This window comes from Aeromonas sp. 6P (assembly GCF_051919525.1).
In the GTDB taxonomy this organism is placed as follows: domain Bacteria; phylum Pseudomonadota; class Gammaproteobacteria; order Enterobacterales; family Aeromonadaceae; genus Aeromonas; species Aeromonas veronii.
This window is the reverse complement of the sequence record NZ_JBQBEO010000002.1, coordinates 2,314,020-2,338,144: the sequence shown is the minus strand read 5'-3', so window position 1 is coordinate 2,338,144 and position 24,125 is coordinate 2,314,020. Positions and strand designations below refer to the sequence as shown.

Genomic DNA, 24,125 nt, shown 5'->3' with positions numbered 1-24,125 from the left:
TGCGCAGGAAAAACGGCTACGAATAGCAGACCAAATCGCTATAATGTGCCACCTGATTTGGTCGTTTTCGATATTGGATAGTCAATTGAGTAATAAAATGCGTATTGGCGGCTCCCTTGAGCAGTCTCTGAACCAGGGCTACCGCCTTGACCTGAAAGGGGTCATCCAGGAGGGATGGCAACAGACCCGCCGTACCGGATTTGGCCTGCTGCTGGCGATTGTCGGGGTGACGGCGATCTGGATCCTGCTAAGCAATGTGCTGCTGTTGCCCTATCTGGGGGATGACAGCCAGATGAATGTGGCCATGGTGCTGAGCCTGCTGATGACGGTGGTGATGGCCCCCATGACCAGCTCCCTCGATATGCTGGGGTTGCAGCAGTCGGTCGGGGTGCGCGCCCGTGCCAACCAGGTGTTCGACTTCTTCCGCCACTTTGTACGCCTCGGCATGTTGAGCCTGCTTGGCAGTCTGCTCACCAGCCTGTTTGGCCCGCTATTCGATCTGCTGGGATTGCCTGCCGTACTCTCATTCATTCCCTCGGCCCTGATCGGCATGGGGCTGCTCTTTACTGTCCCGCTGGTGCTGGAGCGCGGTCTGACGCCGCCCCAGGCCATTCTGGTCTCTCTCAAGCTCTTTGCGCGCGGCTGGCCCAGCATTGTGCTGTTCCACGGCGTGATGACCGCGCTCTTCTTCCTGGCTCTGATCCCCATGGGGTTGGGGCTTATCTGGGTGGCACCGCTCTATTTCAACTGCAAGGGGATCCTCTATCGGGATCTCTGCGGGGTGGGGGTAGAGGTTAACGAGGTGACAGAAGGCCCCAACCATTTCAATGCATGATGCAAAAGGATGTTGAATGACCCGTCGATATGGAGTGACCAAGGCTGTGCGCCAGAGTCTGCTGGCCACGCTCTTGCTGCCAGGGCTGGCGCTGGCTGAGCCGGTGCTGGATCTGCAATACAGCACCTTCTACAGCCAGATGAAGACCTTTGCCAAAGGGGAGTTTGGTCACGCCAGACTGGGGTTTTATCTGACCGATCCGCAAAATGGTCAGCGCTGCGGCCTCACCTTTGCCCGGGTTGCAACCGACAGCAAGGAGGTCGCGGGCGAGGTAACGGTCGATAGCGAACTGCGCCTGCCTTTTGATGAGGATCTCAACCTCGACAAGGGGATCGTGACCGTCGGCCTGAAAGAAGAGCACGCCACTTGCGATATGACGGTACAGGTGATGGCCGACGCACCGAATGGCCCCGAACTGCCGCTGGCGGAGCTGGCGGCCCGTCAGCAGCAGATGCAGTTGCTGCTCGACAAGATGGCGGGCATGGTCGGCAAGCACTTCCTGCCGAAGATGGAAGGGGTACGCATTACCCTGGTGCAGCAGAGCGGAACAGCTTATCTGATTGATGGCGCCCGTCAGGAGGCGCTGCCCTGGCAGGAAGGCCATCTGCTGCTGAGCAATGAGCAACTGGCCGCGTTCGCCACCGGGCAACTGCGCCTGCAGGGTGAGGTGCTGCGACTGACCCCCTGGTTGCATAAAGGGTGAGATCGGTCGCGCTGTCACCGCAGTGACAGGCCAATCCAGAAAGCAAAAAGGAGCGATGATCGCTCCTTTTTTTATTGCGTGGCGTTTGCCCTGTGAGCGCGGCTTAGCGCACTTCAATCACATCCAGCATGTCCATCTCGTCGATATCCAGCAGCGGCGCCTTTGGCATCTCGGGCGGATCAAACGCCTTGTCGCCGCCATCAATGATGCCGGAGTCGCGGTTGATGCTCTTGAAGTCAAACAGCTTGTGGTCGAGCAGGTGGCTCGGGATCACGTCCTGAATGGCGGTGAACATGGTCTCGATACGACCGGGGAAGCGGCGATCCCAATCCTGCATCATCTGCTTGATGGCCTGACGCTGCAGGTTCTCTTGCGAGCCGCACAGGTTGCACGGAATGATGGGGAAGGCTTTGACGTCGGCGTAGCGGATCAGATCCTTCTCTTTGCAGTAGGCCAGCGGGCGGATCACCACGTTCTTGCCATCATCGCTCACCAGCTTGGGCGGCATGGACTTGAGCTTGCCACCGTAGAACATGTTGAGGAACAGGGTCTCGAGGATGTCGTCGCGGTGGTGGCCAAGGGCAATCTTGGTGCAACCCAGCTCCTGGGCGGTGCGGTAGAGAATACCGCGGCGTAGCCGTGAGCAGAGGGAGCAGGTAGTTTTGCCTTCCGGTACCTTCTCCTTGACGATGGAGTAGGTATCCTCTTCGACAATCTTGTACTCGATGCCGAGGGAGTCCAGGTACTTGGGCAGCACATGCTCGGGGAAACCGGGCTGCTTCTGATCCAGGTTGACGGCAACCAGATCGAAATGGATGGGGGCACTGGCTTTGAGGCTCATCAGTATGTCGAGCATACCGAAGCTGTCCTTGCCGCCGGAGAGGCAGACCATGACCTTGTCGCCCTCTTCAATCATGTTGAAGTCGGCAATGGCCTGACCCACGTTGCGCCGCAGGCGCTTCTGCAGTTTGTTAAAACTGTATTTTTCTTTGGCGTTCAGCTCTTCTAGCATGCTCGTAAAACCCGGGACACAAATAAGCGCGTTATTATAGCCATGTCCCGGGGGAGGGCAAGGTGCCAGGCACCTTATGATTGATTGCGACGACTGTCGACCGGGCAGCTGTAGTCCGCCGGTTTGAGGATCAGGATGTCGCAGGAGAGGCGGTCAATCACATGTTCGGCGGTATTGCCGAGCAGAGCAGCAGAAAGCCCGGTACGGCCGACGCAGCCCATGATCATCAGGGTCGCCTTGAGCTCTTCGGCCATATCCGGCAACACCTCTTCCGGTAGCCCCTCTGCTACCCGGGTCCAGAGATGACCGATCCCGAACTTGTCGGCATGGCTCAGCAGCAGGCTTTCGTGGTGTTTGCGGATCGCTTCATTGTAGGCGTTGGGATCAAACTCCGGCAGCTCGATGGCCACGTTGACCGGGGTGCCAGGGTAGGTGTTGACCAGATAGAGGTTGGAGCCCAGTAGTTCGGCGATGTCGCTTCCCTCCTGGGTGATCCGTTCGTTGAGCAGTTTCTGATCCGGATCGTCGCTTGAGCAGTTGATGGCGGCGATGATGTTGCCGCCCCGTTGCCAGTGACCCTCCTTGACCAGCAGCACCGGACAGGGGCATTTGCGCAGCAGGTGCCAGTCGGTGGGGGTAAAGATGAAAGTTTGCAGGAAGCTGTGGTGGTGAGTGGCTTTGACCACCAGATCGTGGCGCTGCTCCAGCACTTCCTGAATGACACACTCGAAGGGGCGATTGTGCCAGACCACCTTCACTTCGCATTCGATCCCCTGTGCCCGATAGGGGGTCAGGATCTCGTCCAGCCACTCACGTCGCTGTGAAATGACGCCGTCGCGCATCTCTTGCCGCTCGTCCACCGAGAGCATGGCGGTCATTTCATACGAGAAGTCATAGATGGTGAGCAGCAGGGTCAGATGGGCGTTTTCGTCCAGCTCGGCGACTTTGACTGCCCGTTCGAGGGCGATTTGACGCTCCTCTTCTGGATTGATAACCACCAGAATATTCTGATATTTGACCATCTTCTCCTCCTTGGAAAAGTCCAATGACAGCAGAATCTTAGCCATTACAGCTTAGCGCAGGAGGAGGGTATGGGGAACGTACCGGATCACATTCCAGAGGAAAGGATCCGGCAGGGAAAGCAGGAGAAAAGCTGGAGGGTAAGCGGAAAAATCAGCCGCAGGGCGGGCGAGTGGCTCCGGCCATCATGCCAAGGGCGACCTGATCCAGCACGGTAATGTATTTGCCTTTAACGCTGATGAGACCGGACTTCTGGAAACGGCCGAGCAGACGACTGATGGTCTCAACGGTCAGCCCCAGATAGTTGCCAATGTCACCACGGGTCATGGAGAGACGGAACTCCTTGGCGGAGAAGCCGCGTTCGGAGAAGCGTACCGACAGATTGTGCAGGAAGGCGGCGAGGCGCTCTTCGGCATTCTTCTTGGAGAGCAGCAGGATCATCTCCTGATCGCCCATGATTTCGTTGCTCATCAGACGCATGATCTGCTGGCGCAGCTTGGGCATCTTGCCGGAGAGATCATCCAGCACTTCAAAGGGGATCTCGCACACCATGGCGGTTTCCAGCGCCTGGGCGAAGGAGGGGTGTGCTTGTTTGTGGATGGCATCAAAACCGACCAGATCGCCAGCGAGGTGGAACGCGGTGATCTGCTCATCCCCTTGCTCGGTGATGGTGTAAGACTTGATGGTCCCGGAACGGATGGCATAGAGCGATTTGAACTCATCGCCAGCCTTGAACAGCTCTTCACCCTTCTGGATCGGCTTCTTGCGCTCGATGATGCTGTCCAGCTGATCAAGCTCGTTGTCGTTCAGAGTGAAGGGAATACAGAGCTGACTGATGCTGCAATCCTGGCAATGAATTGCACAGCCACCGCTCTGGATACGTCTGCCAGGTTTCTTTTCCGGGATCATAGGCTCATACGAATAATTGATTTATATCAAACAAGTTTACCATCAACTCATCCGTTTTGGATAGGGTTTCAAAAGGAAGCAATGCCAATCCAGAAGGTATGCACCCCGAACAAAATGAGCAGCAGGGCACCGCCAAGGCGCAAACTGCGCAGGGTGAGCCAGTATCTCAGGCGATCGGCGAGCCCGCCCAACGCAAACAGGGTGGGCAGGGTGCCGAGGCCAAAAAATAGCATGATGAGCGCCCCGCCACTGGCCGAACCCGCCGCTGCGCTCCAGGTCAGCATGGAGTAGACCAGCCCGCAGGGGAGCCAACCCCACACCATGCCAAAGGGCAGTGCCTGCACAGGTGAGGTGAAGGGGATAAATTTGCCCGCCAGCGGTTTGATACGTGGCCAAAATCTGGCGCCGAGCCGCTCCAGCAGCAAGATCCCTTGCCACCAGCCCGCCAGATAGAGACCAAGCGCAATCATCAATAGCGCTGCCACGAGACGCAAGCCGGCAATAGCGTGTTTGCCAGCGCCCAGCTCACTGGTGGTGGCGAGCAGGCCGCCCACCAGTGCACCTGCAATGACATAGCTCAGGATCCGGCCGAGGTTGTAGTTGAGCAGATAGGCGAGCCGCCCCCAGAAGTGTTGTTTGTTGGCGGGGATTGCCATGGAGAGCGCGGCGGAGACGCCACCACACATGCCGATGCAGTGGGCGGAGCCTGCCAGTCCGACCAGCAGGGCGCCGGCCAGATCAAAGTTGTGGGTCATGGTCATCAGGCTTTACGGGTTTGTGGGCAGGTTGCTCTTCGTCAAACAGGATGTTGGAACCCTGCCGGTCGAGATCTTCAAACTGCTCGGAGCGAATGGCCCAGAAGAAGACGACCCCGGCGATGATCACAAACAGAATAGCGATGGGGATCAGGACAAAAATTATGTTCATGGGAGGTACCTTGGCATTCATCCGTGGCAAGCGTCCCCTATGGTAACCCTGTTCGGGCAGGGGGCCAGCCGCTATAAGTGAGAAATGTGGCCTGCATCGGAGGCAGACCACATTTTCAGCTATTTTCCGCCACCGGTCTCATCGGTTGAGACGCATGGAGTTGGTCACCACGATGAGTGAACTGAGCGACATGCCCGCCGCCGCCAGATAGGGGGGCAGCCAGCCGCAGGCCGCCAGCGGCAGCACCAGCAGGTTGTAACCGATGGACCAGGCGAAGTTCTCGATGATGATCTTGCGGGTACGCATTGCAAGCACTCTGGCCTCGAGCAGTCGGCTCAGGTCATCGGCCAGCAGGATGGCATCGGCGCTGTTTTTCGCCAGATCGGTGCCACCAGCCATGGCAAACGAGGCGTGAGCGCCAGCCAGTACCGGCGCGTCGTTGATGCCATCGCCCACCATGATGCTGATATCCCCCTGGGCTTCCCGGGCCTTGAGGTAGGCCAGCTTGCCATCGGGCGAGACCCCCTTGACCAGCTCATCCACGCCCAGCTCGCGGGCAATCTCGTCTGCCTGCAAAGAGCTGTCGCCAGTCAGCACGGTAGTTTGCAGACCGGCCGCCTTGAATGCCGCGATCAGCGCCCTGGCATCGGGGCGCAGAGTATCTTCCAGATTGAAGCGGGCCAATACCTGCTGCTCGTTGGCCAGATAGATAGCCAGACCGCGGCCGCGCTCTTGCGCCGGATCCAGCCCAAGCCAGCGGGCACTGCCGATGCGGTAGCGTACGCCATCCACCAGAGCTGTGATGCCGTGACCGATGACCGGGGTGATCTCGCGGGCGGATGGCAGCACACTGATACTGTCGGTGGGTAGCCGGAAGGCGCGAGCTATGGGGTGCTCGGATTGCGCCTCCATGGCCCGGGCGATGGCGAGGCATTGCGTCTCGTCCATCTCTGCCAAGGTGGTGGTGCCGGTCAGACTGATCTCACCTGTGGTCAGGGTGCCAGTCTTGTCCATCACGATCCGGTTTGCCTTGGTCAGCACGTCCAGCACATGACCACAGCGCAGCAGAATGCCGTTGCGGGTCAGATTGGCGGTGGCCGAGGTTAGCGCCGTCGGGGTGGCCAGCGACAGGGCACAGGGGCAGGTTGCGACCAGCACGGCGAGAGTGACCCAGAACGCCTGATCCGGTTGATGGAAGTGCCAGAAAGTCCAGACCGCGGCGGCAATGATCAGTAGCACCAGAATAAAGTGGCGCGACAGCTGATCCGCCATCTGGGCGATGGCTGGTTTGTCATCGAGGGCGTGATCCTGCAGCCGCATGATCTGGGCGATCCGCGACTCTTCGATGCGGTGGCTGACCCGGATCTGCAGCGGCGCATCCGTGTTGATGGTGCCGGCATAGACCTGATCACCGCGCTGTTTGAGCAGGGGCAGCTGTTCACCGGTCAGCATGGATTCGTTGAGGCTGGCTTGCCCTTCGACAATGATGCCGTCCGCCGGCAAGGTGGCGCCGGCCAGCACTCGTACCCGATCGCCGACCTGCAAGGTCTTGGCCGCTACCTCATGCTCCCCTTCATCATCGATGCGGGTCGCCATGATGGGCACCAGTCGCGCTAGGTTGGAGCTCGATTCCGACGCCTTGCGCCGGGCCCGCAACTCGAGAAAGCGCCCCAGCAGCAGGAAGAAGACGAACATGGTGATGGAGTCGTAATAGACCTCACCGGTATTGAACACGGTGGCCCACATGGAAGCGATAAAGGCCCCGATCAGCGCCAGCGACACCGACACATCCATCGACAGGTGACCCTGTTTCAGGCTGCGCCAGGCACCCACATAAAAGGGCTGGGCCGAGTAGATCATGATGGGGGTGGAGAGCAGCAGGCTTATCCACTTGAAGTAGACCATGAACTCATCTTCAACGCTGATGAAGAGATCCATGTAGAGGGCCACGGCGCACATCATCACCTGCATCGAGCCAAGCCCTGCCAGTGCCAGCCGGAACATATAGCTGCGGACCTCTTTGGCGTAGAGCGCCTCCTGTTGATGGGTCTGAAACGGGTAGGCGCGATAGCCGATCTGGGCAAATCCCTTGAGGATGTCACTCAGGGAGAGCAGCTCCGGATCCCACTTGATGCGGGCCCGGTGGGTGGTGGTGTTGACATTGATGTAGCGCAGGCCCGTCAGTGTCATCAGGTGGCGTTCGATAAGCCAGGCACAGGCGGCGCAGGTGAGCCCTTCAACTGTCAGCTGGATTTCGCGAAGGGTACCGCTGTCGGTGACAAAATCCTGTTGCACTTCTGCCAGATCGTAGTGGGTGAGGGCGGCCAGCTCCTCGGGTACCAGATCCCCCTTGGTTCCGGGGGCGGTGCGGTGATCGTAGTAACTGGCGAGGCCGCACTCCATGATGGTTTCCGCCACCGCCTGACAACCGGGGCAGCACATGGGGCGAACAATCCCCTTTATCTCGAGGGAATAGCCACTATTAGCGGGTACCGGCTCGCCACAGTGAAAGCATGGGGTCATGATTGATGCCCCCCTGAATGCAGAATGCAAGCTGCAGGGGCGCTGGCGAACACCGGCTCGCCACAGTGAGAACAGCCGGTCATGGCTTAGCGTCCTTTCGGGTCGAGTTCGACAGGGGCCAGGGTGGGCAGCTGGACGGTCTCTTGCAATCGCCACTGATGATCGAAGGCATCGACCCGAATGTGCCACTTGCCGACCAGCGGCTTGTCGAAATGGAGGCGATAGGTGCCGCTCGCATCGGCGGTGATCATGTGTTCGCTGTCCTGACCGGTCAAGGTCGGGTGGAACAATGAGAGATAGAGAGCTTGCCCGGCAGGAATGTCACCGCTGATGGGTTTGAGAGTCAGCTCGTTGCCGTCAACCTCCAGCCCAAAGCGGATATTGAGCGCTTCGGAGCGGTCAAACTTGCTCAAGTCCTGATTGATCTCTTTCCCTTGTTTGTAATAGTCCTCGGCCACCAGATTGACCCCATCCTTGCTGGCGATGATGGCGGTGGCGATGCTGCCGACAACGGCGGCAGTGGGGAGGGCGATGATAAACCAGGGCCAGAATTGGCGATACCACGGTTTGGATAGAGGTTGGGTCATGATTGCTACTGCCATGAAACGAATGATTAACGTGGAAGATGGTTTTTACGCAACACAAGATAACAAAAAGCCTCGAGGAGTCGAGGCTTTTTGCTGTGTAATCACGTGTTTATCACATGTTACAACGTTACGGGCGAACCTTATTTGGCAGACTGTTGATGAGACAGGCTGTAAACGTAGGAGGCCAGCAGGTGAACCTTGTCCTCACCCAGAATATCTTTCCAGGCTGGCATCACGCCGTGACGACCGTGGGTGATGGTTTGTACCACCACTTCGCGGGAGCCACCATAGAGCCAGGTGTTGTTGGTCAGATCTGGCGCACCGACGGCAATACCGCCCTTGGCATCGGCCCCGTGACAAGCTGCGCAGATGGCAAAGCGTGCTTCACCTTTCTTCGCTTCCACCAGGTCGACCTTGCGACCGGAGAGGCTCAACACATAGGAGGCCACTTCCTGAACGCCATCTTTGCCGAGGATTTCACCCCAGGCAGCCATGATCCCCTGACGACCGCCCATGATGGTGGTCTTGATTTGATCAGGCTGGCCGCCCCATTGCCATTCGCTGTCGGTCAGGTTCGGGAAGCCGCGGCCACCACGGGCATCGGAGCCGTGGCACTGGGAGCAGTTCTGCAGGAACAGACGCTGACCCACTTTCAGGGCTTCCGGATCCTTGGCGATCTCGGTGATGGCACGATAGGTTTTGCCATCCGCTTCGTAGGTGAGTTCACGGAACTTGGCGCCGTAGATCTCGTCAGCCTTGGCGACCTCACGGTCATACTCCACCGCGCGACCTTCAGCCTTGGCCGATTCGGTTGCAGCCTTGGACTCGGCCAGCGAGCGCACGTCCTGGTTGGAACTTTGCCAGCCCAGCAGGCCTTTGAAGTTGCCAAGCCCCGGGAAGGCGACCAGATAGACCAGACCGGTGACGATGAAGAAGAGGAACATGTAAGTCCACCACTTCGGCAGCGGGTTGTTGATCTCCTCGATGCCATCGAAGGAGTGACCCATCGATTTGCCTTCTTCAACACCCATCTTGTCCTTGCGGCACCACATCAGTAGCAAGAAGCAGCCGAGGATGGTTCCCAGACTGATGACAGTCACAAAAATGCTAAACAGAGTGCTCATTATTGTTTCGCTCCTGCGTTCTTTTTATCAGCACCGGGTTGCTCATCATCGGCAAAAACCAGATTGGCAGCCTCGTCGAAAGAGGTCTTGCGGCGTTTGCTGTAGGCCCAGACGATGATGCCAATCATGATGGCCATCAACAGCAGGGTATACAGACCGCGAAATGTGCCGTAGTCCATCTTCGCCTCCTTATTTCAGGGCATGACCCAGTGATTGCAGATAGGCCACCAGCGCATCCAGCTCGGTTTTGCCCTTGACGGCTTCGCCAGCACCCTGAATATCGGCGTCGGTATAGGGCACACCGAAGTGATCGCGGAACAGAGCCAGCTTCTTGGCGGTCATCTCGCCGGTCAGCACATTGGTATCAAGCCAGGGGTAGGCGGGCATGTTGGATTCCGGTACCACATCGCGCGGGTTGATCAGGTGAACCTTGTGCCATTCGTCGGAGTAGCGGCCACCAACACGGGCCAGATCCGGACCAGTACGCTTGGAGCCCCACAGGAAGGGGTGCTCCCAGACGCTCTCACCGGCGACCGAGTAGTGACCGTAACGCTCGGTTTCGGCACGGAACGGACGGATCATCTGGCTGTGGCAGTTGGTGCAGCCTTCGCGAATGAAGATGTCGCGTCCTTCCATCTGCAGAGCGGTGTAGGGCTTGAGGCCCTCCACCGGCTCGGTGGTCTGCTTCTGGAAGAACAGCGGAGTGATTTCAACCAGGCCCCCCAGACTGATGGCGAAGATGATGCCGACCACCAGCATGGGAACGCTTTTTTCAAATATTTCGTGACGGTTATTGTTGCTCATGGGGTGACCTCTTCAATCATGCTGGCTGGGCGACAGGTTCCAGAGAACCTTTGGGCGCAGTGATGGTGCGATAGGCGTTGTAAGCCATCAGCAACATGCCGGTGACGAAGAAGCAGCCACCCAGGAAGCGCACGAAATAGAAGGGATAGGATGCCTGCAACGCTTCAACGAAGCTGTAGGTCAGGGTGCCGTCTTCGTTGACTGCACGCCACATCAGGCCCTGCATCACGCCGGAAATCCACATGGCAACGATGTAGAGCACGGTGCCCACGGTCGCCAGCCAGAAGTGAACGTTGATCAGCTTGACGCTGTACATCCGGCCCTGGCCGAACAGGTTCGGGATCAGGTGATAGACGGCACCGATGGAGACCATGGCAACCCAGCCCAGCGCACCGGAGTGCACGTGACCGACGGTCCAGTCGGTGTAGTGGGAGAGGGCGTTGACAGTTTTGATCGCCATCATCGGGCCTTCGAAGGTCGACATGCCGTAGAAAGAGAGGGAGACGATCAGGAAGCGCAGGATGGGGTCATAACGCAGTTTGTGCCAGGCACCGGAGAGGGTCATGATGCCGTTGATCATGCCGCCCCAGGAAGGTACGAACAGGATCAGGGACATCACCATGCCCAGTGACTGGGCCCAGTCAGGCAGTGCGGTGTAGTGCAGGTGGTGCGGACCGGCCCAGATATAGAGGGAGATCAACGCCCAGAAGTGCACGATGGAGAGGCGATAGGAGTAAACCGGACGACCCGCCTGCTTGGGCACGAAGTAGTACATCATCCCCAGGAAGCCGGCGGTCAGCAGGAAGCCCACCGCGTTGTGGCCATACCACCACTGCACCATGGCGTCCATGGCGCCGGAGTACATGGAGTAGGACTTCATGCCGGAGAGCGGCACTTCCATGTTGTTGACAATGTGCAGCACCGCAACGGTGATGATGAAGGCGCCGAAGAACCAGTTCGCCACATAGATGTGGGAGGTGGTGCGCTTCATCAGGGTGCCGAAGAAGACGATGGCATAGGCGACCCATACCACAGTGATGGCGATATCAATCGGCCACTCCAGCTCGGCATACTCTTTGGCGGAGGTGTAACCCAGCGGCAGAGAGATGGCGGCAGAGAGGATGATCGCTTGCCAGCCCCAGAACACGAAGGTTGCCAGCGGGCCACCAAACAGTCTGGTTTGACAGGTGCGCTGAACCACGTAGAAGGAGGTGGCCATCAGTGCACTGACGCCGAAGGCGAAGATCACTGCGTTGGTATGGAGGGGCCGCAGACGACTGTAAGTCAGCCACGGGGTCTCGAAGTTGAGGGCAGGCCAGATCAACTGGGCTGCGATCAGTACGCCAACCGACATGCCGACAATTCCCCAGACAATCGTCATGACGGTAAACTGGCGAACAACGGTGTAGTTGTACTCAGGATGGTTAGTTGTATGGCTAATCGTTATATTCCGCTTCCGATGCTGCTGTTGTTTGGTTTTGTATCCGGAGGACCGGACTGGCTTCATCAGCCACCGCCGACCAGTTGTTAACATCTGTTAACGAAAGGAAAAGCAAAAGATGGCTAAATGAAAACTGCATGGGAATGATACTGAACTGACAGGTAAAATAACAGTATAAACAGTGATATATTTGGCTCCGTCCGGTCTCGATATGGCAGTTTTTTACCTTGTTCGAGATCACAAAAAACCATTTTAATTGCATCTTAATCGGGCTGTTTTTGATGAAAGAGAGACTTACCGCACGTAAAGTTTTGCACCTCGTACTGGTATTGGCGCTGTTATTGGCGCTGATGGCTTATCGCACCTGGTTTTCGGCCGATAACAGCGTCTCTGCTGACCAGAAAAAAGATCAGATTTGTGATCTTTCCCACACCCCTTGCAGCGCGCTGATTGGTGACAAGCCGCTGACGGTCGCCATCAAGGAATTACCGCTGCGCGCTGAACATGACTTTGCCATCGCTATTACCGGCGGCGATCCGGCCATCAAACCGGTGAAAGCGACACTCGAAGGCAAAGATATGTTTATGGGCACCATTCCGGTGAGTTTTGAACAAATAGACGGACAGTGGCAGGGGGTAACCCAGGTGGGGAGCTGTACATCACCCGTCATGATCTGGTTGTTAAATATCGAGTGGAGTAATGGCCAACGCCAGCAATTGGCGCTTTCCGTTGCCCGGGAATAACGGCACAAGAGATGGGGAGTGGAAAAAATATTTGAAATTTCCCGGCCAGGCGTTACCTTCCCCAAACCATCAGGGAGTGAAGTTCATTTAATCATGATTGAAAAACAACCGTTTTATCGCACCCTCAACCAGCAGGCCAAGGCGCTGCTGGAGGGGGAAACCGATCTTATTGCCAATCTGGCCAACCTCTCCGCGCTGCTGAATCAGGAGCTGGAGCAGATCAACTGGGTCGGTTTTTATCTGTTGCAGGGCGAGACCCTGGTATTGGGGCCATTTCAGGGCAAACCAGCCTGCGTGCGGATCCCGGTCGGCCGTGGGGTGTGTGGTACGGCAGTGGCAGAGGGGAAAACCCAGCTCATTGACGATGTCCACCAGTTCGATGGTCACATCGCTTGTGATGGCGCGAGCAACTCGGAAATCGTGATCCCGGTGCGCCGTGGTGGCGAGATCATCGGGGTACTCGATATCGACAGTCCGATTTTTAACCGTTTCGACCAGGAAGACCGGATTGGCCTCGAAGAAACGGTGCAAATTTTGGAAAGCATGCTCTAAGTCATTGCTAGATGGTTCGCAAAAGGCCCCAAGCTCTCTATAATGGGGCCTTTGTTGTGCTCGGGACGTGCCCGTGCGTTTATATGAAAGCCAAGGTTATACATGGAAAACACTGAGAAGCTGAAGAACAGTAAAGAGATCGTTGCCTACCTGGTCGAGAAATTCCCGGCCTGCTTCGTTGCTGAAGGAGAGGCCAAGCCGCTCAAGATTGGCATCTTCCAGGATTTGGCCGAGCGTCTTGCTGACGATGCCAGAGTCTCCAAGACCATGCTGCGTTCCGCACTGCGTCAATACACCTCCAGCTGGCGCTACCTGCACGGTCTCAAAGCTGGCCAGGCTCGCGTTGATCTGGATGGCAACCCGGGCGAGCTGCTGACCGAAGAGCACATCGAGCACGCCAAGCAAGCTCTTAAAGAGAGCAAAGAGCGCGTATTCGCCAGCCGTCGTACCAATACCAAAGAGAAGGATGAGAAGGCCAAGAAGCCCCGTCGTCCTGCTGTGCGCAAAACCGAGAAAGCTGATGTAGCTGCCAAGCCGAAAGCTGCCGCCAAGGCACCGGTCGCTGACGCTCCGCTGGTTAAAGTGGATGCCGCTACGCTGAAAGTGGGCCAGGATGTGCGCGTCGTTATGGGTAAATTCCCGGTTCCGGCAACCATCAAGGAAGTAACCAAGGACGATGTACAGGTCCAACTGCAGACCGGCATGATGGTGCGGGTCAAATCAGAGCACTTGGTTCTCTAAGGAGACAAATGTTGAAGCATGGCGTAATTCGTTTTTCCCTCGTTGCCTGTAGCCTGGCGCTTGCCGGGCTTGCACAGGCCATCGAGCCGGTGCTCAAGGAGAGTGATTTGCCTGTGTTGGCTCAAGAGAGCCAACATGCTACGGCCAGCAAGCGAATTACCAATCTGTTTACCCGCTCGCACTACAAACAGTTCAAGCTGGACGATGCCTTTTCCTCCGTGATTTTTGATAAATATCTGGAGAATCTGGACTACAGCCGCAACCTGTTTTTGGCCTCTGATATCAGCCGTTTTGAAAAGTACCGTAACGGTTTTGACACCGACCTCGAAAGAGGCCGTCTGGCTCCCGCCTACGAGATGTTCAACCTGAGTCAGCAGCGGCGTTATGAGCGGTTCGAATACGCCCTCAAACTGCTTGATACTCCTTTCGATTTTACCCAGACCGACAACTATGTGTTTGATCGGGAAGGGGCGGCTTGGCCCAAAGATGAAGCAGAGCTCAACGAGCTGTGGCGTCAGCGGGTCAAGTTCGATGCCCTGAGCCTCAAGCTCAGTGGCAAGGAGTGGCCCGAGATCAAGGAGCTGCTTGGCAAGCGTTACAACAATGCCATCAAGCGGATGTCCCAGACCGAGAGTGAGGATGTCTTCCAGCTCTTCATGAACTCCTTCGCTCGCGCCATCGAACCGCACACCAGTTACCTCTCACCGCGCAGTGCCGATCGTTTCAACACCGAGATGAACCTTTCGCTGGAGGGGATCGGTGCCGTGTTGCAGGCGGAAGATGACTTTACCGTCATCCGTTCTTTGGTGCCCGGTGGCCCGGCTGCCAAATCCAACCACCTCAAACCCGATGACAAGATCACCGGGGTAGGGCAGGAAGATGGCAAGATTGTCGATGTGATCGGCTGGCGTCTCGATGACGTGGTCGAGCTGATCAAGGGGCCCAAGGGGAGCAAGGTCAAGCTTGAAATTCAGCGCGGCAAGGGCGCAACCGCCAAGACCGAGCAGATCGAGCTGACCCGCGACAAGGTGCGCCTTGAAGACAGAGCCGCCAAGTCCAAGGTGATTAACGCCGAAGGCAAGAAGATTGGTGTCATCGAGATCCCGAGTTTCTACGTCAATCTGCATGACGACGTGATCAAGGAGCTCTCCAGCCTCAACAAGCAGAAGATCGATGGTCTTATCATCGATTTGCGCGGTAACGGCGGTGGCGCCCTGACTGAAGCCTCTGCCCTGAGTGGTCTCTTCTTTGGCAGCGGTCCTGTGGTTCAGATCCGTGATCATATGGGCCGTATCACGGTCAACGGTGACGACGATGGCAACGTCTATTACGGCGGTCCCATGTCGGTGCTGATCGACAGATACAGTGCCTCGGCCTCCGAGATCTTTGCTGCCGCCATGCAGGATTATGGGCGAGCCCTGATCCTTGGGGAAAACTCCTTCGGCAAGGGGACAGTGCAGCAGCATCGCAGCCTCGCCAAGGTCTATGACTTCTACGAGCAGCCGCTGGGTCACGTGCAGTACACCATCGCCAAGTTCTACCGGATCAACGGTGGCAGTACCCAGAACAAGGGCGTTGCGCCGGATATCAGCTTCCCGACACCGGTTGCGCCGGAAGAGACGGGTGAAAGCCGTGAGTTCAATGCGCTGCCGTGGGACAAGATAGCCTCTGCCAACTATCAGACTCTGGGCAATTTCACTACTCTGCTGCCCAAGCTGCAGGCGGCTCATGATGCCCGCATCGCCAAGGATCCCGAGTTCGCCTACGTGATGCAAGATATTGCCGACTACAAGGTGGAGAAGGAGAAGAAGTCGGTCTCCCTCAACGAGGCGGAGCGTGTTGCCGAGCAGGCGAAACAGGATGAGCAAGCGCTCAAACGCACCAACGAGCGGCTGGCTCGCCTTGGCAAACCGGCGGTGAAGAGTCTGGACGAACTGCCTGCGGATTTTGAGGCGCCCGATGAGTATCTTATCGAAGCAGCTAATATCACGGCGGATCTGGCCAAGATCAGCAAACCCAGCTGACAAGGCGACTCTAATACACAAGGGCGACTGCGGTCGCCCTTTCTTTTTGTCTGGCACATCTGACGTCATGCAAATTGTTTGACCCCGCCAGTTGGTTGTGACAGCCTCTTTCTCGCCTTTAACAAGCGTGGAAGCAGACAATAATGACCGATCACTCCCAGGCCATGACGGCCAAATATCGCCAGGATTATCAGGCGCCGCTCTACTGGATCGACACTATCGACCTCGATTTCCAACTGCAGGAGCCGCTGACCCAGGTCACTGCCATCACCCGCATTCGCCGCAACGGCGAGCACAATGCGCCGCTGGTCCTCGATGGCGAGCAGCTGACCCTCAAGAGCATTGCCATCGATGGCATTCCCTGTGACCACTACGAGCAAGGCGAGAGCAGTCTGACCCTGTTCAACCTGCCGGCCGAATGTGTGCTGACCATTGTCACCCTGCTGGATCCGGCCGCCAACACCGCACTCGAAGGGCTTTACAAGTCTGGCGATGCCTACTGCACCCAGTGTGAAGCTGAGGGCTTTCGTCGCATTACCTATTATCTGGATCGCCCCGACATTCTGGCGCGCTACAGCACCCGCATTACCGCCGACAAAGCCAAATATCCCTTCCTGCTATCCAATGGCAACAAGGTCGACAGCGGTGATCTGGATGGCAGCCGTCACTTCGTGCAGTGGCAGGATCCTTTCCCCAAACCGAGCTACCTGTTTGCGCTGGTGGCCGGTGATTTCGATGTGGAGCGCAGCCACTACACCACCAAGAGCGGCCGCAAAGTGGCCCTCGAGATCTTCGTCGACAAGGGCAACCTCGATCGCGCCGGTTTTGCCATGGAGAGCCTCATCAACTCCATGCGCTGGGACGAGCAGCGTTTCGGCCTCGAGTACGATCTCGACATCTACATGATCGTCGCGGTGGACTTCTTCAACATGGGCGCCATGGAGAACAAGGGGCTAAACATCTTCAACTCCAAATTCGTGCTGGCCAATCCTGCCACCGCTACCGACAGCGACTACCACGGTATCGAACGGGTGATCGGTCACGAATATTTCCACAACTGGACCGGCAACCGCGTCACCTGCCGCGACTGGTTCCAGCTCAGCCTGAAAGAGGGGCTGACGGTATTCCGGGATCAGGAGTTCTCCTCCGATCTGGGCTCCCGCGGCGTCAACCGCATTAACAACGTGCGTACCGTGCGCGGCCCGCAGTTTGCCGAAGATGCCGGCCCCATGGCGCATCCGATCCGCCCGGATGTGGTGATCGAGATGAACAACTTCTACACCCTGACCGTCTATGAGAAGGGGTCGGAAGTGATCCGCATGATGCACACCCTGCTAGGTGAAGAGGCCTTCCAGGCCGGTATGCGCCTCTACTTCGAGCGTCACGACGGCTCGGCCGCCACCTGCGATGATTTCGTGCAAGCGATGGAGGATGCGTCCGGTGTGGATCTCGGTCGTTTCCGCCGCTGGTACAGCCAGTCCGGCACGCCCGAGCTGACTGTGACCGACGAGTACGATGCCGCCAGTGGTATCTATCGCCTCCATGTGAGCCAGCACACCCCGCCGACTCAGGATCAGCCGCAGAAGCTGCCGCTGCATATCCCCCTCGACATCGAGCTCTATGACGAGCAAGGTGCCGTCATTGCACTGCAATATCAGGGCAAGGCCATCGGCAACGTGCTCGATGTGCTGGAAGCGAAGCAGACCTTCGAATTCGATCAGGTGCCGGTCAAGCCGGTGCCCTCCCTGCTGCGGGACTTCTCCGCACCTGTCAAACTGCACTATGACTACAGCGATGAAGCGCTCGCCTTCCTGATGCGCTTTGCTCGCAACGAGTTTGCCCGCTGGGATGCGGCCCAGATGCTGATCAACAAGGCGGTCATCGACGGGGTGGCACGGGTCCAGCACGGGCAGGGGGTTGAGCTATCCCAAACCCTGCTTGCTGCCTTCGTCGCCATTCTGGACGACAGCGATCTCGATTTGGCCCTCAAGGCGGAGATCCTGGCGCTGCCGGGTGAAGCGACCCTGGCCGAGTTGTTCGAGGTGGCCGATATCGATGCCATCCATCAGGTGCGCGACGCGATCCACACCCGTCTTGCCGAGGCCTTTGGCGCGCGCCTGGCGACTTCCTATCAGAGCCTGCGTCTGAACGGTTATCATGTGGTGCACGCCGACATGGCCAAACGGGCCCTCAAAGGGGTGGTGCTCGGCTATTTGGCGGCGCTGGATGCGGAGCATGCCGATGCGCTGGCGCGCGAGCAGTACGCAACTGCCGACAACATGACCGACACTCTGGCGGCGCTGCAGGTGGCCAACGGTTATCTGTTGCCATGCCGTGCCGCGCTGCTGGCCGACTTTGAAGGCAAGTGGGCCAAGGATGGACTGGTGCTGGACAACTGGCTGCGGCTGATTGGCAACAAACCGGCTGCCGATGTACTGAGCGAAGTGAAACAGGCGATGAATCACCCCACTTTCAGTATTCGCAACCCGAACCGGCTGCGGGCGCTGATCGGCAGTTTCGCCATGAGCAATCAGGTGCAGTTCCATGCGGTGGATGGCAGCGGTTACCGCTTCCTGACCGATCTGCTGATCGAGCTCAACGAGGTCAATCCGCAGGTGGCCTCCCGCCTCATCACGCCGCTTATCCAGTTCAAGCGATTGGATGAGGCGCGCAAGGCCCTGATCCGCGCCGAGCTGACCCGTCTTGCCAACCTTGAGGGGCTGGCACGGGATCTGTTCGAGAAGGTCAGCAAGGCGCTGCAGCAGTAAGTATCGACGGGGCAGGGGCGTGAATGCGCCTGCCCCTATTGTGTGATTTGTCGTGTGTCAGGAGCAAGCGTGAAGCAGTTTACTTTTCGGCTCTCATTGAATAGCGATGAGGTGATGCTGATGTATCAGGGCCATGCCAGACGGCTGGTGGTGCGCAGCGAACAGGGATTGACCCTGGAACTTGGCATAGAAAAAATACGCCCCTTTGTCGCCATCAATGGTGTGCATGGCTACTTTCGGCTGAAAACCCAGGACGATTACCGCTTTATCAGTCTCGAACGCATAAATTAACAAAAATCGAACAGATTACCGACTGTTTATCTGCTTTGTGTCACTATCTATCCGGTAAACTGGCACAAAGGTAGTGGGAATTTCTGTATTTTTGGTTATTTGCAAAATTTATCACAGTTTAAGCCGTGATCTGTACCTTGTTTTTAACATCTCGTTAGCACCTTTCCTCGCCTTCCCTTATCCAAGCCATTACACTTCGCAACAACTCTGCACCAGCGGGTAACCAGGGTGGTTGCCTCTGCGTCGGTGGTTAATGTCGTCCGATAAGGAATATAAAAATGGCATTGAAAGACGCCCCTACCTCAGTTCTGCTCGAAAACGTTCTCAGCCTGATCCATCAGAAGTTGCCCAAAAACAGTGCCTCTTTGGTCGAGCGCTTCGTTGCCAAGTTCTACGGCAATATGGCGAGCTCCGACCTGCACGATCGCAATGACAGCGATCTCTATGGAGCGGCCCTGAGCCTGTGGAATGCCCTCAATCAGCGCAGCGGTACCGATCCCTACATCCGGGTCTACAATCCCGAGCTGACCCGTCACGGCTGGCAATCGCCCCATACCATCGTCGAGGTGATCCTGCAGGACTCGCCCTTCCTGGTGGACTCCATCCGGATGGCGCTCAAACGGCTCAATATCACCGCCCACATGATGCTGCACCAACCGCTGCACCTCATTCGTGGTGCGGATGGCAAGATTGACGCCATTCTGGAACTCGACAACACCGACGGGCAGACCTCGGTTGAAACGGCATTCCTTATCGAGATCGATCACCTCACCAGCGAGGAGCAGATGGCCGCGCTGGCTACCGAGCTCAACTCCGTGGCCGGTGAAGTGGCGCTGGCAGTCGGCGACTGGCAGCCCATGCTGGCCAAGCTCAATGAGATCATCGACGAACTGCCCAAGCGCAAGCACCCGGTTAGCAAGGAGGAGGTGGCCTCCTGCGTTGCTTTCCTTAAATGGGTGGCTGCCCACAACTTTACCCTGATGGGCTATCGTCGTTACGACGTCAAGGCAGTGGAGGGGGATCACGAGATCCTGCCGCAGGCGAGCTCCAGCCTTGGGCTGATGAAAAACTCCATCAAGGAGGTAGGTCAGCGCCTTGGCAACATGCCAGCCAGCGCCCGTCACGCCGCTCTGAGCTCTGACCTGCTGATCCTCACCAAATCCAACAGCAAGTCCCGGGTGCACCGTCCGGCTTATGTGGATTACATCGGCATCAAGCGCTTTGACGAGCATGGCAAGGTGATCGGGGAAGATCGCTTCATCGGCCTCTACGCCTCTTCCATCTACAACACCAGCGCGACCCAGATCCCGCTCATCAGCCATCGTCTCGAGCGCATTATGGCCGCCTCCGGTCACGAGAAGGGCTCCCACGCCTACAAGGCGCTGCTGAACGTATTGGAAACCTACCCCCGTGACGAGCTGATCCAGGCTCGTGAAGAGGAGCTGTTGGCCACCGGTCTTGGGGTGCTGGAGATGCAGGAGCGTGACATGTTGCGGCTGTTTGTGCGCCGCGACGTCTATGGCCGTTTCTTCTCCTGCATGGTCTATGTCACCAAGGAGCGCTACAACACGGCGCTGCGGATCAAGACCCAGCAAATTTTGCAGAAATATTTTGGCAGCAACGAAGAGGTGGAGTTCAACGTCTACTTCACCGAAGGCGTGCTGGCGCGGACCCACTACATAGTGCGGGTCAACAACAACAACGTGGATGTGGATGTGAACGAAGTACAGAACAACCTGATTGAAGCGGCCCGCAGCTGGGACGACAGACTCGACTCCGTGCTGCTTTCCCATTATGGCGAGGCTCGTGGCAACGAGCTGCGCCGCCGTTTCAGTACCGCCTTCCCTCGCGCTTACAAAGAAGATGTGCTGCCTGGCTCGGCCGTGGCCGACATCATGGCGCTCGATAACCTGAGCGAAGCCGAGCCACTCGGCATGCTGTTCTACCGCGCGCAGGAGGAGGAGAACGACCGTCGGGTACGGCTCAAGCTGTTCCACCGCACCGAACCCATTCACCTCTCCGATGTGCTGCCGATGCTGGAGAACATGGGGCTGCGGGTGATCGGCGAGACCCCGTATCAGGTTCGCACTCCGGGGGGGGATCTGTTCTGGATCCTCGACTTCTCCATGTTGCTGCACGGCGAGCAGCCCTTTGATCTGGCCCAGAGTCAGCAGCGCTTCCAGCAGGCGTTTGCCGCCATTTGGAGCAAGCAGCTGGAAGATGATGGCTTCAACCGGCTGGTATTGGGGGCGGGCCTCACTGGCCGCCAGGTGTCGGTGCTGCGCGCCTATGCCAAATACATGCGCCAGACCGGCGTCTCCTTCAGCCAGTCCTATATCGAAGAGACTCTGACCCGCTACCCCGACATCGCCCAGTTGTTATTTGCTCTGTTCGAACAGCGCCTCGATCCAGCCGGTAAACAGGACGCCAAGGTACAGGCCAAGTTGCACGAGGAGCTTGCCGCCAAGCTGGATCAGGTGGCCAACCTGGACGACGATCGCATCATTCGCCGCTATGTGGAGATGATCGACGCTACCCTGCGCACCAACTACTACCAGCTGGACAAGGCGGGCAACATCAAGCCCTACATCTCCTTCAAACTGGCTCCCTCCAGCATTACCGACATGCCGCTGCCGCTGCCGAAATTCGAGATCTTCGTCTACTCGCCGCGGGTGGAAGGGGTGCATCTGCGCTGGGGCAAGGTCGCCCGTGGCGGTCTGCGCTGGTCCGATCGCAAAGAGGACTTCCGCACCGAAGTGCTGGGTCTGGTGAAAGCCCAGCAGGTGAAGAACACCGTCATCGTGCCGGTGGGGGCCAAGGGCGGTTTCTACTGCAAACAGATGCCGGTGGGGGCGCCCCGCGCCGTCATTCAGGAGGAGGGTAAGGCCTGTTATCGCCTGTTTATCCGCGGCCTGCTCGATGTGACTGACAACATCATCGGCGGCGAGGTGATCCCGCCGAAATCCGTGGTACGCCACGACGAGGATGACTACTACCTGGTGGTCGCTGCCGACAAGGGGACCGCCACTTTCTCGGATATTGCCAACGAAATAAGCCTCGAATACGGCCACTGGCTCGGCGATGCATTCGCTTCCGGCGGCTCGGTCGGTTACGACCACAAGAAGATGGGCATCACCGCCCGTGGCGCCTGGGAGTCGGTCAAGCGCCATTTTCGCGAGATTGGCGTCAACTGCCAGACCACCGACTTCACTTGCGTGGGGATTGGGGACATGGCCGGCGACGTGTTCGGCAACGGCATGCTGCTCTCCGAGCACACCCGGCTGGTGGGCGCGTTCAACCACATGCACATCTTCGTTGACCCGACCCCGGATGCGGCCAAGAGTTTTGTCGAGCGCCAGCGCCTGTTCGATCTGCCGGGCTCCAGCTGGGATGACTACAACCGCGAGCTGATATCACAAGGGGGCGGCATCTTCCTGCGCTCGGCCAAGTCCATCAAGTTGAGCCCCGAGATCCAGATCCTGCTCGGCACCGACAAGGCCAGCATGGCCCCGAACGAGCTTATCAAGGCGCTGCTTTGCCTCAATGTCGACCTGCTGTGGAATGGCGGCATTGGCACCTATGTGAAGAGCGCTCGCGAGAGCGATGGGGAAGTGGGCGATCGCAGCAACGACGCACTGCGGGTCAATGGCCGCGATTTGCGGGCCCGCATCGTGGGCGAGGGGGGTAACCTGGGCTTTACCCAGCTCGGTCGGGTGGAGTACGCCAGTCAGGGCGGTCGCATCAATACCGATTTTACCGACAACGTCGGCGGGGTGGACTGCTCTGATAACGAGGTGAACATCAAGATCCTGCTGAACCAGTTGGTGGCCGCAGGGGATCTGACCCTCAAGCAACGTAACCAGATGCTGTATGAGATGACCGACGACGTGGCGCAGATCGTGATCACCAACGCCTATCGCCAGTCCCAGTCCATCTCGGTCACCAGCTTCCGCGGCTCTGAACAACTGAAAGAGCAACAGCGCTTTATTCAGGGGCTGGAGCGGGAAGGCAAGCTCGATCGTGCGCTCGAGTTCCTCCCCTCTGACGAGGAGCTCTCCGAACGGATGGCGGCAGGGCAGGGGCTGACCCGCCCCGAACTGGCGGTGCTGGTGGCCTACGGCAAGATGGTGCTGAAAGAGCAGCTCAACTGCCCGGAAGTGACCGACGAGCCCTTCCTCGCCAACATGCTGGTCACCAGCTTCCCGGCCAAGGTGCAGCAGCAGTTTGGTACCCAGCTGGCCGATCACCCGCTACGCAGCGAGATCATCGCTACCCGGGTGGCCAACATGCTGGTCAATGACATGGGGCTCAACTTCGCCAGCCGGATGAAGGACGAGACCGGTGCCTCGGTCGCCGAAGTGGCCTGCTGCTTCGCCATGGCCCGCGAAGTGTTTGGCATGAACCAGCTGTGGCGCGATATCGAAGGGTGCGACAACCTGGTGGATGCCCAGACTCAGCTCGAGCTGATGTTCTACAGCCGCCGCATCGTGCGCCGTGCCACCCGCTGGTTCCTGCGCGCCCGCAATCGCAGCTGGAGCATCAGCGAGAACATCGCCTTCTTCCGTCCGGCGTTCGAGACCTTAGGGAAGCACCTTTACGAGGTGATGGATGAGAGCGAAGTGGCCGAGCATCGTCAGGCTGTTGCCAAGTGGATGGAGAAACAGGTGCCTGAAGCCATTGCCCGTCAGGTCGCCCATATGAGCAGCCTCTTCTCCAGTCTGGATCTGGCGCAGATTGCCGCCGAGCACAAGACCGATATCCTGCGTGCCGCCAATGTTTACTATCGCCTCGGTGCCAAACTGGATCTGCACTGGTTCCTCGACCAGATCAACCATCAGCCGGTCGGCAACCACTGGCAGGCGATGGCGCGAGCCTCCTTCCGCGAAGATCTGGACTGGCAGCAGCGCAGTCTCACTTCTGTGGTACTGGAAGGGTGCAAAGATCAGGGAGAATGCGCTACCATACTGGCCGACTGGATTTCGGAGCATGAGCAACTCTTGTCCCGTTGGACCCACATGTTGGCCGACTTCAAGACCACCAGTACTCACGAGTTCGCCAAGTTCTCGGTGGCCTTGCGAGAGTTGAACCTGCTCCAGTTGAATTGTCGGGCACTTTAATTGC

20 protein-coding genes are annotated in these 24,125 nt (G+C 57.9%); 9 read left to right on the top strand and 11 right to left on the bottom strand.

Annotation, left to right across the window (positions count from 1 at the left end):
• The first annotated feature begins 97 nt into the window (after window positions 1-97).
• Entirely contained in the window at window positions 98-835 is a 738-nt protein-coding gene (locus ACTG2J_RS10985) for a hypothetical protein (protein ID WP_005351939.1), read from the top strand.
• Window positions 836-851: 16 nt separating this feature from the next.
• Window positions 852-1,538: a DUF2987 domain-containing protein gene (locus tag ACTG2J_RS10980; protein WP_429195337.1), complete on the top strand. Its 687-nt coding sequence runs from the start codon at window positions 852-854 to the stop codon at window positions 1,536-1,538.
• Between the two features lie 103 nt (window positions 1,539-1,641).
• Here the strand turns inward: ACTG2J_RS10980 and ttcA are convergent, their stop codons facing one another.
• From ttcA to ccoN, 11 genes are all read right to left on the bottom strand, one after another.
• On the bottom strand, window positions 1,642-2,550 hold the full coding sequence (gene ttcA / locus ACTG2J_RS10975) for a tRNA 2-thiocytidine(32) synthetase TtcA (RefSeq protein ID WP_113739526.1): 909 nt from the start codon (window positions 2,548-2,550) through the stop codon (window positions 1,642-1,644).
• A 74-nt stretch (window positions 2,551-2,624) separates the two neighbouring features.
• Window positions 2,625-3,572, bottom strand: a complete 948-nt coding sequence (gene uspE / locus ACTG2J_RS10970; RefSeq protein WP_005345417.1) for a universal stress protein UspE — start codon at window positions 3,570-3,572, stop codon at window positions 2,625-2,627.
• A gap of 151 nt (window positions 3,573-3,723) precedes the next feature.
• A complete protein-coding gene (locus ACTG2J_RS10965; RefSeq protein WP_005336632.1) occupies window positions 3,724-4,479 on the bottom strand; it encodes an FNR family transcription factor in 756 nt (251 codons plus the stop codon).
• Window positions 4,480-4,547: 68 nt separating this feature from the next.
• Window positions 4,548-5,234: a sulfite exporter TauE/SafE family protein gene (locus ACTG2J_RS10960; RefSeq protein ID WP_439997486.1), complete on the bottom strand. Its 687-nt coding sequence runs from the start codon at window positions 5,232-5,234 to the stop codon at window positions 4,548-4,550.
• On the bottom strand, window positions 5,218-5,406 hold the full coding sequence (gene ccoS / locus ACTG2J_RS10955) for a cbb3-type cytochrome oxidase assembly protein CcoS (RefSeq protein ID WP_439997485.1): 189 nt from the start codon (window positions 5,404-5,406) through the stop codon (window positions 5,218-5,220). The genes ACTG2J_RS10960 and ccoS overlap by 17 nt, the downstream gene beginning before the upstream one ends.
• A 138-nt stretch (window positions 5,407-5,544) precedes the next feature.
• On the bottom strand, window positions 5,545-7,929 hold the full coding sequence (locus tag ACTG2J_RS10950) for a heavy metal translocating P-type ATPase (protein WP_439997484.1): 2,385 nt from the start codon (window positions 7,927-7,929) through the stop codon (window positions 5,545-5,547).
• 86 nt (window positions 7,930-8,015) lie between these two features.
• Window positions 8,016-8,516 carry a FixH family protein gene (locus ACTG2J_RS10945; RefSeq protein ID WP_439997483.1) on the bottom strand — a complete coding sequence of 167 codons (501 nt, stop codon included), beginning with the start codon at window positions 8,514-8,516 and terminating at the stop codon, window positions 8,016-8,018.
• A gap of 140 nt (window positions 8,517-8,656) precedes the next feature.
• Window positions 8,657-9,640, bottom strand: coding sequence for a cytochrome-c oxidase, cbb3-type subunit III (gene ccoP, locus ACTG2J_RS10940; RefSeq protein ID WP_005336622.1), 984 nt, complete (start codon window positions 9,638-9,640; stop codon window positions 8,657-8,659).
• Window positions 9,640-9,819 carry a CcoQ/FixQ family Cbb3-type cytochrome c oxidase assembly chaperone gene (locus tag ACTG2J_RS10935; protein WP_005336620.1) on the bottom strand — a complete coding sequence of 60 codons (180 nt, stop codon included), beginning with the start codon at window positions 9,817-9,819 and terminating at the stop codon, window positions 9,640-9,642. The genes ccoP and ACTG2J_RS10935 overlap by 1 nt, the downstream gene beginning before the upstream one ends.
• Before the next feature lie 10 nt (window positions 9,820-9,829).
• The gene (gene ccoO, locus ACTG2J_RS10930) at window positions 9,830-10,444 is read right to left on the bottom strand and encodes a cytochrome-c oxidase, cbb3-type subunit II (RefSeq protein ID WP_005336618.1); all 615 of its coding nucleotides are present in this window, start codon (window positions 10,442-10,444) and stop codon (window positions 9,830-9,832) included.
• A gap of 16 nt (window positions 10,445-10,460) precedes the next feature.
• A complete protein-coding gene (ccoN, locus tag ACTG2J_RS10925; RefSeq protein WP_005336616.1) occupies window positions 10,461-11,885 on the bottom strand; it encodes a cytochrome-c oxidase, cbb3-type subunit I in 1,425 nt (474 codons plus the stop codon).
• A 281-nt stretch (window positions 11,886-12,166) separates the two neighbouring features.
• Here ccoN and ACTG2J_RS10920 point away from each other — a divergent pair, with 281 nt between their 5' ends.
• The 7 genes from ACTG2J_RS10920 (at window position 12,167) to ACTG2J_RS10890 (ending at window position 24,121) form a co-directional block, all read left to right on the top strand.
• Window positions 12,167-12,628 (top strand): hypothetical protein, encoded by a 462-nt coding sequence (locus tag ACTG2J_RS10920; protein ID WP_267529354.1) that lies wholly within the window; start codon window positions 12,167-12,169, stop codon window positions 12,626-12,628.
• A gap of 93 nt (window positions 12,629-12,721) precedes the next feature.
• Entirely contained in the window at window positions 12,722-13,180 is a 459-nt protein-coding gene (locus ACTG2J_RS10915) for a GAF domain-containing protein (RefSeq protein ID WP_421332109.1), read from the top strand.
• A 102-nt stretch (window positions 13,181-13,282) separates the two neighbouring features.
• A complete protein-coding gene (proQ, locus tag ACTG2J_RS10910) occupies window positions 13,283-13,921 on the top strand; it encodes an RNA chaperone ProQ (RefSeq protein ID WP_005351923.1) in 639 nt (212 codons plus the stop codon).
• A gap of 8 nt (window positions 13,922-13,929) precedes the next feature.
• Complete coding sequence (gene prc, locus ACTG2J_RS10905; RefSeq protein ID WP_227342895.1) at window positions 13,930-15,945, top strand: carboxy terminal-processing peptidase; 2,016 nt, start codon at window positions 13,930-13,932, stop codon at window positions 15,943-15,945.
• Between the two features lie 143 nt (window positions 15,946-16,088).
• A complete protein-coding gene (pepN, locus tag ACTG2J_RS10900) occupies window positions 16,089-18,713 on the top strand; it encodes an aminopeptidase N (protein ID WP_439997482.1) in 2,625 nt (874 codons plus the stop codon).
• 69 nt (window positions 18,714-18,782) lie between these two features.
• Window positions 18,783-19,004 carry a DUF2835 family protein gene (locus ACTG2J_RS10895; protein WP_005351919.1) on the top strand — a complete coding sequence of 74 codons (222 nt, stop codon included), beginning with the start codon at window positions 18,783-18,785 and terminating at the stop codon, window positions 19,002-19,004.
• 278 nt (window positions 19,005-19,282) lie between these two features.
• Entirely contained in the window at window positions 19,283-24,121 is a 4,839-nt protein-coding gene (locus ACTG2J_RS10890) for an NAD-glutamate dehydrogenase (RefSeq protein ID WP_439997481.1), read from the top strand.
• The last annotated feature ends 4 nt before the right edge of the window (window positions 24,122-24,125 follow it).